The 11920-nt window shown below is 70.7% G+C and carries 12 protein-coding genes; 9 read left to right on the top strand and 3 right to left on the bottom strand.

Annotated features, from left to right (window positions below; genetic code table 11):
* Window positions 1–5 precede the first annotated feature (5 nt).
* The gene (locus LH62_RS24870) at window positions 6–761 is read right to left on the bottom strand and encodes an SDR family NAD(P)-dependent oxidoreductase (RefSeq protein ID WP_043364766.1); all 756 of its coding nucleotides are present in this window, start codon (window positions 759–761) and stop codon (window positions 6–8) included.
* A 128-nt stretch (window positions 762–889) separates the two neighbouring features.
* On the opposite strand from LH62_RS24870, the gene LH62_RS24865 reads away from it, so the two are divergent.
* From LH62_RS24865 to LH62_RS24855, 3 genes are read left to right on the top strand one after another with little or no spacing between them, the layout of a single operon-like run.
* The gene (locus LH62_RS24865) at window positions 890–2098 is read left to right on the top strand and encodes an MFS transporter (RefSeq protein ID WP_043366565.1); all 1209 of its coding nucleotides are present in this window, start codon (window positions 890–892) and stop codon (window positions 2096–2098) included.
* Window positions 2095–3321, top strand: coding sequence for an anion transporter (locus tag LH62_RS24860; protein WP_043364765.1), 1227 nt, complete (start codon window positions 2095–2097; stop codon window positions 3319–3321). Before LH62_RS24865 ends, LH62_RS24860 begins: the two co-directional genes overlap by 4 nt.
* Before the next feature lie 21 nt (window positions 3322–3342).
* A complete protein-coding gene (locus LH62_RS24855) occupies window positions 3343–4032 on the top strand; it encodes a glutathione S-transferase family protein (RefSeq protein ID WP_043364764.1) in 690 nt (229 codons plus the stop codon).
* Between the two features lie 218 nt (window positions 4033–4250).
* On the opposite strand, the gene LH62_RS24850 is transcribed toward LH62_RS24855, so the two are convergent.
* A complete protein-coding gene (locus tag LH62_RS24850) occupies window positions 4251–5150 on the bottom strand; it encodes a LysR family transcriptional regulator (RefSeq protein ID WP_043364763.1) in 900 nt (299 codons plus the stop codon).
* Between the two features lie 12 nt (window positions 5151–5162).
* Here LH62_RS24850 and LH62_RS24845 point away from each other — a divergent pair, with 12 nt between their 5' ends.
* From LH62_RS24845 to LH62_RS24820, 6 genes are read left to right on the top strand one after another with little or no spacing between them, the layout of a single operon-like run.
* Window positions 5163–6104, top strand: coding sequence for a CoA ester lyase (locus LH62_RS24845; protein WP_201445581.1), 942 nt, complete (start codon window positions 5163–5165; stop codon window positions 6102–6104).
* On the top strand, window positions 6101–7306 hold the full coding sequence (locus LH62_RS24840) for a CaiB/BaiF CoA-transferase family protein (RefSeq protein WP_043364761.1): 1206 nt from the start codon (window positions 6101–6103) through the stop codon (window positions 7304–7306). The genes LH62_RS24845 and LH62_RS24840 overlap by 4 nt, the downstream gene beginning before the upstream one ends.
* A 15-nt stretch (window positions 7307–7321) precedes the next feature.
* Window positions 7322–8677, top strand: coding sequence for an LLM class flavin-dependent oxidoreductase (locus LH62_RS24835; RefSeq protein ID WP_043364760.1), 1356 nt, complete (start codon window positions 7322–7324; stop codon window positions 8675–8677).
* On the top strand, window positions 8674–9651 hold the full coding sequence (locus LH62_RS24830) for a tripartite tricarboxylate transporter substrate binding protein (RefSeq protein ID WP_052214893.1): 978 nt from the start codon (window positions 8674–8676) through the stop codon (window positions 9649–9651). The genes LH62_RS24835 and LH62_RS24830 overlap by 4 nt, the downstream gene beginning before the upstream one ends.
* Window positions 9648–11003 carry an acyclic terpene utilization AtuA family protein gene (locus LH62_RS24825; RefSeq protein ID WP_043364759.1) on the top strand — a complete coding sequence of 452 codons (1356 nt, stop codon included), beginning with the start codon at window positions 9648–9650 and terminating at the stop codon, window positions 11001–11003. Before LH62_RS24830 ends, LH62_RS24825 begins: the two co-directional genes overlap by 4 nt.
* Complete coding sequence (locus LH62_RS24820; protein WP_043364757.1) at window positions 11003–11314, top strand: DUF4387 domain-containing protein; 312 nt, start codon at window positions 11003–11005, stop codon at window positions 11312–11314. The genes LH62_RS24825 and LH62_RS24820 overlap by 1 nt, the downstream gene beginning before the upstream one ends.
* Here LH62_RS24820 and LH62_RS24815 read toward each other — a convergent pair.
* The gene (locus LH62_RS24815; RefSeq protein WP_043364756.1) at window positions 11311–11919 is read right to left on the bottom strand and encodes a cysteine hydrolase family protein; all 609 of its coding nucleotides are present in this window, start codon (window positions 11917–11919) and stop codon (window positions 11311–11313) included. The two genes, LH62_RS24820 and LH62_RS24815, sit on opposite strands and share 4 nt — an antisense overlap.
* Between the last annotated feature and the right edge of the window lies 1 nt (window position 11920).

Raw genomic sequence — 11920 nt, 5'->3', positions numbered from 1 at the left:
CAGCATCATGCCGCCACCGCCCCGCTATCGACCGGGATCACCTGGCCGGTGACGATCCGGCTCTCGTCGGAGGCGAGCCAGAGCGCCGCCTGCGCCATGTCCATCGGCTGGCCGAGACCGAGCAGGTGCCCCTCCGCCACCTGCCGCGCCGCCGCGTTGCCGGCCAGCAGCCGCTCGACCCTTGGGGTGAGGGTGACGCAGGGCGCGATGGCATTCACCCGCACCCGCTGCGCCGCGTATTCGACGGCGAGCGAGCGGGTCAGCGCCGCGACGCCGCCCTTGGCCGCCGTGTAGCAATCCCGCCCCGGGAAGCCCATCAGCGCCACGATGGACGCCATGTTGATCACCGCCCCGCCGCCCGAGGCGATGATCGCCGGGATGCCGAAGCGGCAGCCGAGGAAGGTGCCGAAGAGGTCGAGCGTGATGGCGCGCCAGAACTCGCCGATCGGCGCCTCGGTCACCGGGCCGTCCTCCAGCGTCGAGCCGCCGGCATTGTTGTGCAGCACGTCGAGCCGCCCCCAATGCTGCACGGTGTGGCGGATGGCGGCCTCCACCTGCGCCTCCTCCCGCACATCGGTGGGGATGGCGATGGCCTCGCCCCCGCTGGCTGCGACGCGCTGCGCCGTCTCCTCGCCTGCGGTGGCGTCGAGCTCGGCAATCGCCACCCGCGCCCCCTCGCGCGCGAAGAGTTCCGCCGTCGCCCGGCCGATGCCGGTGCCCGCGCCGGTGATGAGGGCGACCTTGCCCTGGAGCCTTGCCATTCGCCGTTTCCTTCCCCTGTACCGAGGACTATGGGCGCCGGCATTGCGATGCGGCAAGACGCCGGCCATTGCGGGAACCGGGCCAGCTCGTTGCTGTTCCGGCCCCGCTCCAGCAAAGTGGGACCGTGATGCCGATAACAGGAAGCCGGGGCCAGGACCGGGCGCTCGACGCCCTCAATTTCTGCCTCGCCGATGTGCGTGATGGGCTCGGCCCCTACCTGGCGATCTACCTGCTGGCCGTGCATCACTGGGACCAGGCGAGCATCGGCATCGCCCTCTCGGCCTCGGCCGTCGCCGGGCTCGTCGCGCAGACGCCGGGCGGGGCGCTGGTCGATGCGATCCGCGCCAAGCGCGGCCTCGTCGCCGCCGCCGCCTTGCTGGTGACGGCGACCTGCCTCGTCGTGCCCTTCGTGCCGGGCTTCTGGCCGGTGGTCGTCACCCAGGCGCTGGCGGGGGTGGCGCATTCCGTCTTCGCCCCGGCCATAGCCGCCATCACCCTCGGGCTCGCCGGCCGTGCCGCCTTCACCCGCCGCACCGGGCGGAACGAGGGCTTCAACCATGCGGGCAATGCCTTCGCCGCCGCGGCGGCGGGCGGCCTGTCCTACATGTTCGGCCCCATCGTCGTCTTCTGGCTGCTCTCGGCCATGGCGGTGGCGAGCGTCGTCGCCGTGCTCGCCATCCCGGCGGACGCCATCGACCACGACGTAGCGCGCGGCCTCGAGCCCGGCGAGGCGCGGAGCGCCCATGCCTCCGCCTGGAGCGTGCTGCTCGCCTGCCGGCCGCTGCTGGTCTTCGCCGCCTGCGTCACGCTCTTCCACTTCGCCAATGCGGCGATGCTGCCGCTGGTCGGGCAGAAGCTCGCCGAACGCGACGCCAACCAGGGGACGGCGCTGATGTCCGTCTGCATCGTCGCCGCGCAGCTGGTGATGGTGCCGATGGCGATGCTGGTCGGCACCCGCGCCGAGGCCTGGGGCCGCAAGCCCCTCTTCCTCGCCGGCTTCCTGGTGCTAACGGCGCGCGGCCTGCTCTACACCCTTTCCGACGACCCCTACTGGCTGGTCGCGGTGCAGTGCCTGGACGGCGTCGGAGCCGGGCTGTTCGGCGCGCTCTTCCCGATCATCACGGAAGACCTGACGCGCGGCACCGGCCATTTCAACATCAGCCTCGGCGCGATCGCGACCGCCCAGGGGATCGGCGCGAGCTTCAGCCAGGCGGCGGCCGGCTACGTGGTGGTGGCGGGCGGCTATTCCACCGCCTTCCTGCTGCTCGCCGCTGTGGCGGGGGTAGGCACGCTGCTCTTCTGGTCGATGATGCCCGAAACGAGGCCCGCCCGATGAGCCTCGCCGATGGAAGCCGCATCGCGGCCGTCCTTGTCTTCCTCGCCACCTATGCGGTGGTGGCGTTCGGTCGCGTGCCGGGGCTCAGGCTCGACCGCACCGGCGCCGCGGTGCTGGGCGCCGCGCTGATGGTCGCCTGCGGCGCCTTGACCGAGCGCCAGGCCTTCGAGGCCATCGATCTCGGCACGCTGTCGCTGCTGCTGGGGATGATGCTGCTGGTCGCCAACCTGCGCCTCGCCGGCTTCTTTCGCCTGGTGACGGTGATGGCGGCGGCGCGCGCGCGGCACCCGGCGACGTTGCTCGCCGCCGTCGTTCTGGTCAGCGGCGGGCTTTCCGCCGTGCTGGTGAACGACACGGTCTGCCTTGCCATCACGCCGCTGGTCGTGGCACTGGCGCGGCACCTGCGGCGGGACCCGCTGCCCTACCTGCTGGCGGTCGCCATGGCGGCGAATATCGGCAGCGCCGCGACCATCACCGGCAATCCGCAGAACATGATCGTCGGCGGCCTTTCCGGTCTTTCCTGGGGCGAATTCGCGCTGGCGCTTGCGCCGGTGGCGGCGCTCGGCCTCGTCGCCTGCTTCCTGCTGATCCTGGTGCTGCATCCCGGCGAATTCTTCGTCGCCCGGCTGCCGGCGCCGGCGCCGACGCGGCTGCCGCGCATCCATCGCCCGCTCGCGCTGAAATCGGCGCTGGTCGCGCTCGGCGTGGTCATCGCCTTCCTCGCGGGCGTGCCGGTGGCGCTGGCAAGCCTGCTCGGTGGCGCATTGCTGTTGCTGACGCGGCGGGTGAAGCCGGAGAAGGTCTGGCGCGAGGTGGATTGGCCGCTGCTGGCGATGTTCGCCGGCCTCTTCGTCGTCGTCGACGGGCTAGAGCAGGCGATGCTGACGCCCGAGGTGCTGGCTGCCGCCGCGCGGTTGCATCTGGACAACCCGTTCTCGCTCACCGCGGTGACGACGATCCTCTCGAGCCTCGTCAGCAACGTGCCGGCGGTGCTCGTGCTGAAGCCCTTCATCGAGCCGCTGGCCGACCCGCAGCGCGCCTGGCTGCTGGTCGCCATGGCGTCAACCATGGCGGGAAACCTGACGCTGGTCGGCTCCGTCGCCAACCTCATCGTCGCCCAACGCGCGAAGGCCGAGGGAGTGGAGCTTGGGTTCTGGCGTTATGCCCGCACGGGCATACCAATAACTTTGGTGACGCTTGCGATTGGGTTATGGTTGCGCTGAACGGTCAGGGGAAGGCGGACCATGGCGCGCAAGCTCTTCGAACTCTGCGGCACCGATCCGGCCCGCCGCTTCAGCCCCTACTGCTGGCGCAGCCGCATGGCGCTCGCCCATAAGGGGCTGGAGGCGGAGGTGGTGCCCTGGCGCTTCACGGAACGCGAGGCGCTCGCCTTCGCCGGCTCCGACAAGGTGCCGGTGCTGGTCGATGGCGCGAAGGTGGTGGCCGACAGCTGGGCCATCGCCGAGTACCTGGAGGAATGCTACCCGGAAGCACCGAACCTTTTCCAGGGCGCGCCGGCGGCGCAGCGCTTCCTCGCCACCTGGTCGGACTCGGTGCTGCTGCCCGCGCTGGCGAAGCTCATCGTGTCCGACATCCCGGCGCTGCTTGACGCGAAGGACCGGGCCTATTTCATCGAGAGCCGCGAGCGGCGCTTCGGCATGAAGCTCGCCCAGGTGACGGCGGGGCGCGAGGCGCGGCTGCCGGAATTCCGCGCGCTGCTGCTGCCGCTGCGGCACCTGCTGCGGCACCAGCCCTTTGTCGGTGGCCCGGCGCCGGATTACGGCGACTACTGCGTCTTCGGCACGCTGATGTGGCCGCGCGTGGTCAGCCCGCTGCCCCTGCTGGAGGCGGGCGATGCGGTGCATGACTGGCAGGAGCGGATGCTCGACCTGCATGGCGGCCTGGCGCGCGAGGTGCCGGCCCACGGCGCCTGACGCCAGGCCGGCAGCAAGGACCGGCCCCGCATCCGGCCCGTTGGCCGGGCCTGCCAGGCGGCACAGGAGGTAGCGCGTCAGGCATCGATCCTGCCGTTGCGGACGCCCCGGAACCGGGCGGCTGATCGCGAAATGCGATCAATCGCTTGCCGAAACTCGTTGGACGCGGTGCCCGGCTGCGGGCTTCGATCGGGAAAACGGGGTGGAAGCATGGCGTCCTATGCGGCGGGTCCGGTGAGGGCCGCCTCCAGCAGGCCGATGAAGGCCGTGGCCGCCGGCGAAAGCCGGCTGCCCCGCAGCTGCACGATGCCGACCTCGCGCAGCAGCGGCGGATCGGTAATGGGCAGTACGCGCAGCCCCGGCGGGCGGCGCCGCGGCAGGGCCAGTTCCGGGATCACCGCCACGCCCAGTCCCTCGGCGGCGAGCGCGATCGCCGTCGCCGGCATCTGCACCTCGCAGCACGGGTCGAAGGAGGTGCCGATGCTCGCCGCCGCCTCCTCCACCATCGCCCGCATGGTGTTCGCCCCGCTGGTGATGAGGATCGGCAGCCGGCCGAGCGCCGCCAGCGGCAGGCTCCGCGCACCTTTCGGCGCGAAGCGTGGCGCGGCCAGCGCCAGGATCGCCTCCTCCCGGAGCGGCGCGAAGCCGAGGCTCGGCGCATGGGCCGGGCGCGGGCCGATGCCGAATTCGAGGTCCTGCCGCCTGACGCCCTCCAGCACCGCCGCCTGCGGCATCTCCCTGACATGGATGGCGACGCGCGGATGTGCCCGGTGGAAGGCGGCGAGCAGCGGCGGCAGCACCGTCTCGGCGATATGCGGCGGGCAGCCGAGGGCAAGCCGCCCGGCCTCCATCGCCGCCGCGGCCCGCACCCGGCGCAGCCCCGCCTCCAGCTCCGCATTGGCGCGGCGGGCATGCGGCAGCAGCGCCTCGCCCTCCGGCGTCAGCCCGACCGCGCGGGTGGTGCGGTGGAAGAGGGGCGCGCCCAGCTGCCCCTCCAGCTCGCGCACCTGCAGGCTGAGCGCCGATTGCGAGCGGCCGGACAGCTCCGCCGCGCGGCGGAAGCTGCGGTGTTCGGCGACGAGCAGGAAGGCATTCAGCAGCTTGAGGTTGACGGACATGGAGGGCGCAGCGTGACACCGCAGGCGATGAGCGTCGAGGCCAGGTCGAGGCGGCCGCAGCGGAGCGAGCTCTCGGTGCCGGCCACCTCCACGCGTTTCTTCGCCAAGGCGGCGGCAAGCGCGGCGGATGCCATCGTGCTCGACCTCGAGGACGGCGTGGCGGCCGGCCGCAAGGACGAGGCGCGGGCGGCGGCCATCGCCGCGCTCAACGAGGTGGATTGGGGCCCGCGCATCATGTCCGTGCGGGTGAACGGCATCGGCACGCCCTGGTGCCACCGCGACATCGTCGAGGTCGCCGAGGCCTGCCCGCGCCTCGACCGCATCGTGCTGCCGAAGGCGGGCGAGAGTTTCGACATCCGCTTCCTCGCCGCCCTGCTCGATGGGGTGGAGGCGGCGATGGCGCGACCGCGCATCGGCATCGCCGCACTGGTGGAGACCGCGAAGGGCGTCGGCCGCGCCGAGGAGATCGCCGAGGCGCATCCGCGCGTCGAGACGGTGATCTTCGGCCTCGGCGACTACATGCGCGAGATGCGGACGCCGGACACGGTCGTCGGCCTGCCCAACCCGGACTACGCGCTTTCGGGCGCGGCCAACGACCAGTGGCACTACGCGCTCGCCCGCATCGCCAATGCCTGCCGGGGGGCGGGCGTGCGGCCGATCGACGCCGTCTATGCCGATTTCCGCGACGCGGCGGGGCTGCGCGCCTCGGCCATCCGCTCGCGGGCGCTCGGCTACGAAGGAAAGTGGGCGATCCACCCGGACCAGGTGGCGCCGATCAACGCGGTCTTTTCGCCGGACGAGGCGCGGATCGCATGGGCAAGGAAGGTCCTGGCGACGCTCGCCCGGGCGGAAGCAGCAGGGGCCGGAGCGGCCACGGAGGATGGGATGATGGTCGATGCGGTGCATGCGCTGATGGCGCGCGACATCCTGCGGCAGGCGGGGCTCGAGGCATGAGCGCCTTGCCGCAGCCCATGGCGGGCGTGAAGGTGCTCGACATCGCCACCTTCCTCGCCGCACCCTTCGCCGGGACGATCCTCGCCGATTTCGGCGCGACGGTGCTGAAGATCGAGCACCCGAAGCTCGGCGACCCGATGCGCGCCTTCGGCACCCCGACCGAATGCGGCGACACCCTCGCCTGGCTGAGCGAGGCGCGGAACAAGCAGTGCATGACGCTCGACCTGCGCCACTCGGACGGTGCCGCGGTGTTCCGCAGGCTGGTCGCGCAATCCGACGTGCTGCTCGAGAATTTCCGCCCCGGCACGCTGGAGAAATGGGGCCTCGGCCCAGATGCGCTGCGCGAGATCAACCCGCGCCTCGTCGTGCTGCGGGTCAGCGCCTATGGCCAGACCGGCCCGCGCCGCGGCCTGCCCGGCTTCGCCCGCGTGGCGCACGGCTTCGGCGGCCTCAGCTTCCTCGCCGGCGAGCCGGATGGGAAGCCCGTGGTGCCCGGCTCAACCTCGCTCGCCGACTACCTTTCCGGCATCTGGGGCGCGCTCGGCGTGCTGATGGCGCTGCGCGTCGCCGAGCGCACGGGGCAGGGGCAGGATGTCGATATCGGCCTCTATGAGAGCGTCTTCCGCCTGCTCGACGAGATCGCGCCGGCCTATGCGAAGACCGGCTTCGTCCGCGAGCGCATGGGCGCCGACGTGCCGACCGTGGTGCCGCACGGCCATTGGCAGACCAGCGAAGGCCGCTGGGTGGCGATCGCCTGCACCAGCGACAAGATCTTCGCCCGCCTCGCCGAGGCGATGGGGCGGCCGGAGCTGACGGCCCCGGACCGCTTCGAGAAGACGGCGCAGCGCATCGCCAACCGCTCGGAGGTGAACGGCATCGTCGCCGACTGGGCGGCGGGGATGACGATGGAGCAGCTCGGCGCCGCCTGCGACGCGGCGGATGTGCCCTGGGGGCCCATCAACAGCATCGCCGACATCTTCGCCGACCCGCATATCGCGGCGCGCGAGAACATCCTGCGCATCATCGACGAGCGGGCCGGGGAGCTGGCGCTGCCGGCGCCGGTGCCGCGGCTGACGGAGACGCCGCCGACCTTCCGCCATGCCGGGCGGGCGCGCGGTGCCGACACGCAGGACATCCTGGGCAATTGGCTGGGCATGGTGGCCGAGGACATCGCCGCGCTGCGGCAGTCCGGCGCCATCTAGGCCAGGGAGGAAACAATGAACCGCACGATCAAGATGGTGGGCTTCCTGCAGGCGCAGAACTGTTCCATCGCCCCCGGCTCCTGGCGGCATCCCGCCGCGGCGACGGACTTCCTGACGCCGGACTACTTCACCCGCGTCGCCCGCATCCTGGAGGAGGGCAAGTTCCATTTGGCCTTCTTCGACGACCGGCTGGCGATGCCCGACATCTACGGGCGCGACCATGTGGCGGCCGTCGAGAACGGCATCCGCGTCGTCAAGATGGACCCGGCGACGATTCTCGCCGTCATGTCGCAGGTGACGAGCCGGCTCGGCCTCGGCGGCACCTATTCGACGACCTATTACGAGCCGTTCCATGTGGCGCGGCTGTTCGGCACGCTCGACCTGATGACGCGGGGCCGCGCCGCCTGGAACGTCGTCACCTCGCTCAACGACAGCGAGGCGGCGAATTTCGGCCGCACCGAGCATCTGGAGCACGACCTCCGCTACGACCGCGCCGACGAGTTCATGGAGGCGGTCATGGGCCACTGGGACTCTTGGGACGACGACGCCATCCTGCTCGACAAGGAGAGCGGCCGCTTCGCCGATGCGTCCAAGGTCCGGCCTGTGCGCTACGAGGGCAAGTTCTTCCGCACCCATGGCCCGCTGCCGGTGCCGCGCAGCCCGCAGGGCCATCCGGTGCTGATCCAGGCCGGACAGTCCGGCCGCGGCCGCCGCTTCGCCGGCCGCTGGGGCGAGCTGATCTTCGTCATCTACCCGAACATTGAGGCGGGGAAGAAGCAGTATGCCGACCTCAAGCGCGCCGTCGCCGAATCCGGCCGCAACCCGGACCAGGTGACGGTTGCCCCCGCCGTCTATGTCAACGTCGCCGAGACTGAAGCCTTGGCCGAGGAGAAGCGCCGCTTCACCGAGGCGCTGGCGACGGCGGAGGATGGCGTCGTGCTGCTCTCCGAGGCACTGAACTTCGACTTCGCCTCGAAACCGATGGACGAGCCCTTCACCGATGCCGAGCTAGCCGGCCTCTCCTGGGGCGGCTTCAAGGACCGCATCGTCATGCTGAGCGGCAAGCAGAACCCGACGGTGCGCGACTTCGTCACCTTCTCCGGCCGCGGCACCACGCGCGAATTCCCCAACTTCACCGGCACGCCGAAGCAGGTGGTGGACCAGATGCAGGCCTGGTTCGAGGGCCGCGCCTGTGACGGCTTCGTCCTCGTCGCCTCGCAGAATCCCGGCTCCTTCGAGGATTTCACCCGGATGGTGGTGCCGGAGATGCAGCGGCGCGGCCTCTACCACAAGGACTACGCCGGCAGCACGCTGCGCGAGAATCTCGGCCTCGACAGGCCGCAACATGGCGAATGGAGGAAGGCGAAATGAGCAAGCTGCTACTCAGCCGGCGCGGGTTCGCCGCGGCGGGCATCGGCCTGCTGGCGGCACCCGCGGTGCGCGCGCAAGGCAACTGGCCTGAGCGCACGGTGCGCCTCGTCGTCGCCTATGCGCCAGGCGGCGGCACCGACCTCACCACCCGCGCCATGGCCGAGGCGCTGACCACGCGCCTCGGCCAGACCTTCGTCGTCGAGAACCGGCCGGGCGCCAATGGCATCGTCGGCAGCGAAGCCATCGCCCGCAGCCCGGCCGATGGCTACAATTTCGTCACCGTCACCAGCACCCATGTGATGAACCGCTACATGGTGCCGAACCTGCCCTTCGACCCGATGACGGACTTCACCCCCATTGCATTGATGGCGCGCTACCCGCTGGTGCTGATGGCGAATACCGACGCGCCCTTCAAGGACGTCCACAGCCTCATCGCCTATGCGAAGACGCGGCCGAAAGGCGAGATCGCGCAAGCAACCTCCGATGCGCAATCCTCCTACACCGCCAACCTCTTCGCCAAGATTGCCGGCATCGACCTGACCGAGGTGCCCTATCGCGGCAGCGGCGCCTATCTCGGCGACCTCACCGGCGGGCACCTCAAGCTCGCCTGGGGCAGCACGGCGACGGCGATGCCGCTGCTGCCGGGCGGCAAGGTGAAGGTGATCGCCGTCAGCTCGACGGAGCGCTCCACCTTCCTGCCGGACAGCCCGACCCTTGTCGAATGCGGGCTGAAGGACTGCGTCTTCACCGGCTGGGTCGGCATCTTCGGCCCCGCCAAGCTGCCGGTGGAGATCGCCCGCCGCTTCAACCGCGCCTGCGCCGAGGTCAGCGCGACGCCGGCCATGCAGGAGAAGTTCAACATCATGGCCTCCGACCCCGCGCCGATGGACCTCGAGGCGCTCGCCGCCGTGCTGCGCGAGGACGATGCCCGCTGGGCCAAGGCCGCCAAGGAAGGGTTGTTGCCCCGCCAATGAAGACCTTCACCATGCTCTCGACGAGCGGCATCCTCGGCTACGGCTATGCCGAGGAATCGCTCCGCATCGGGATGAGCCGCCAGCCGCAGGTCATCGGCTGCGACGGCGGCTCCACGGATCCCGGCCCGCACTATCTCGGCGCCGGCACCTCCTTTTGCTCGCGCCTCTCGGTCAAGCGCGACTTCCGGCTGATGTTGCAGGCGGCCGTCGCGGCCGGCATTCCCTGCATCATCGGCACCTCGGGCGGGGCAGGGGGCGAGCCGCATCTGCAGAGCATGGCGGCGCTGGCGCGCGAGATCGCGCGGGAGGACGGCCTCTCCTTCCGCATGGCGCTGATCCATGCCGAGCAGGACAAGGCGATGCTCGGCAGCCGGCTCGACCGTACAAAGCCGCTGGCCAAGCTGCCGCCGCTCGACGCGGCGACTGTCGACCGCGCCACGCGCATCGTCGGCATGATGGGGCCGGAGCCGATCGCCAAGGCCCTCGACGGCGACGCGCAGGTGATCCTCGCCGGCCGCAGCAGCGACCCGGCGCAATGGGCTGCACCCGCCATCCGCGCCGGCATGGCCCCGGCCCCCTCCTGGTATGCCGGCAAGATGCTGGAATGCGGCGCGGAACCCACCACGCCGAAGGAGCCGGACTGCCTGCTGGTGACGATCGAGGACGACCACCTGGTCTGCGAGCCGCCCAACCCGATCCGCCGCTGCACACCCCTCTCGGTCGCCAATTTCGCGCTGCATGAGAATTCCAGCCCGACCCACCATGTCGAGCCGGGCGGGCTGCTCGATACCTCGGACGTCACCTTCACCCCCGTCTCCGACCGGGCCGTGAAGGTCGCCGGCATGCGCTGGACGCCGGCCGAGACCTATACGGTGAAGCTGGAGGGGGTGGAGCTCGCCGGCTACCGCGCCATCACCATCTGCGCCACGCGGGACCCGGTGCTGATCGGCCAGATCGACGACTACCTCGCCACCCACCGCGCCAAGGTGGAGGCGAAGGCCGCCTCCTTCGGCGTCTCCGCCGAGCGCTACCGCATGGCCGTCCGCGTCATCGGGCGGGATGCGGTGATGGCGGGGTGGGAGCCGGTTAAATCCGTCACCTCGCACGAGCTCGGCTTCGTCATCGAGGTGCTGGCCGACGACCAGGAAGTGGCGAATGCCGTCCTCGCCATGGCCCGCACCAGCCTGCTGCATGCCGACTTCCCCGGCCGGCTCTGCAAGGAGGGCAACATGGCCTTTCCCTTCTCGCCCTCCGACATCCCGCTCGGCGAGCTCTACCGGTTCAGCATCTTCCACACCCTCGCGGTGGACGACCCCTGCGCCCTCTTCCCCATCGAATACGAGAGCGTGTGATGCCCCGGATCCGCGACATCGCCCAGATCTGCAAGAGCAAGAATGCCGGGCCCTTCATGGTCACCATCGACGTGCTGTTCGAGGACCCGGCGCTGTACCGCCGGGTCAAGGCGACCGGCGTACTGAACGCGGCGCTCTTCGCCCGGCTCTACGGCGTGGCGGAGGGGGACGTGCTCTTCGCCCCCTACGACACCGCCTCCGCCTTCAAGGCGACGCTGCCGCGCCTGGTGCCGGCCGGCGACTTCGGCGACACGGATGTCTATGGCGCCCAGCAGCACGCGCCGCTGCTGGACGTGGAGGTGCCGGTCTAGCGCCACTCCCGCAGGATCAGCTCCGTCGTCACCGCTTCCACCTGCTGGCCATAGCGCTCGTTGTAGAGGGCCAGCATCGCATCATGCGTATGGTCGGAGGAGCTGCAGATCGCATCTGTCGGCACCACCACCCGGTAGCCGAGATCGACGGCGCCCAGCACGGCGGCGAGGACGCAGACATCCGTCTCCGCGCCGCTGATGATGAGCGTCTCGATCCCCCGCTCCTGCAGCCGCGGATGCAGCGTGCCGCAGACCCAGGGCGAATAGACCTTCTTGTCGAATAGCTCCGCCGGCGGCACCAGCCGTTGCAGCGGCGGCAGCAGGTCCACGGCGCCCTCCGGCAGCTGCTCCCGCGTCAGGGAGGGCCAGCGCTCCCAATAGCGCCGCCAGGTGCCGGTTCCCTCGCCAGGCCGGTCGGCGGGGATGAAGCGGGTGAAGATGGTGCGCTCCGGATGGGCGACGGCCAGCCGCTCCACCATTGGCGCTACCCGCGTCATCCAGGGGGTGTGCCATTCGGTATGCCCGGCGAAGAGGTTCTGCATGTCGATGCAGAGATGCAGGCATCGCTCGTCCAGCGGGCCGTGATGCAGTTCGTCTTGTGCCATG

This window comes from Belnapia sp. F-4-1 (assembly GCF_000802185.1).
GTDB lineage: Bacteria > Pseudomonadota > Alphaproteobacteria > Acetobacterales > Acetobacteraceae > Belnapia.
This window is presented reverse-complemented; position numbering and strand designations above follow the sequence as displayed.

What these genes read in the sequence shown, in the direction of transcription:
- LH62_RS24870 (WP_043364766.1), bottom strand. Translation starts at nt 761, where the DNA reads ATGGCAAGGCTCCAGGGCAAGGTCGCCCTCATCACCGGCGCGGGCACC.
- LH62_RS24865 (WP_043366565.1), top strand. Translation starts at nt 890, where the DNA reads ATGCCGATAACAGGAAGCCGGGGCCAGGACCGGGCGCTCGACGCCCTC.
- LH62_RS24860 (WP_043364765.1), top strand. Translation starts at nt 2,095, where the DNA reads ATGAGCCTCGCCGATGGAAGCCGCATCGCGGCCGTCCTTGTCTTCCTC.
- LH62_RS24855 (WP_043364764.1), top strand. Translation starts at nt 3,343, where the DNA reads ATGGCGCGCAAGCTCTTCGAACTCTGCGGCACCGATCCGGCCCGCCGC.
- LH62_RS24850 (WP_043364763.1), bottom strand. Translation starts at nt 5,150, where the DNA reads ATGTCCGTCAACCTCAAGCTGCTGAATGCCTTCCTGCTCGTCGCCGAA.
- LH62_RS24840 (WP_043364761.1), top strand. Translation starts at nt 6,101, where the DNA reads ATGAGCGCCTTGCCGCAGCCCATGGCGGGCGTGAAGGTGCTCGACATC.
- LH62_RS24835 (WP_043364760.1), top strand. Translation starts at nt 7,322, where the DNA reads ATGAACCGCACGATCAAGATGGTGGGCTTCCTGCAGGCGCAGAACTGT.
- LH62_RS24830 (WP_052214893.1), top strand. Translation starts at nt 8,674, where the DNA reads ATGAGCAAGCTGCTACTCAGCCGGCGCGGGTTCGCCGCGGCGGGCATC.
- LH62_RS24825 (WP_043364759.1), top strand. Translation starts at nt 9,648, where the DNA reads ATGAAGACCTTCACCATGCTCTCGACGAGCGGCATCCTCGGCTACGGC.
- LH62_RS24820 (WP_043364757.1), top strand. Translation starts at nt 11,003, where the DNA reads ATGCCCCGGATCCGCGACATCGCCCAGATCTGCAAGAGCAAGAATGCC.
- LH62_RS24815 (WP_043364756.1), bottom strand. Translation starts at nt 11,919, where the DNA reads ATGGCACAAGACGAACTGCATCACGGCCCGCTGGACGAGCGATGCCTG.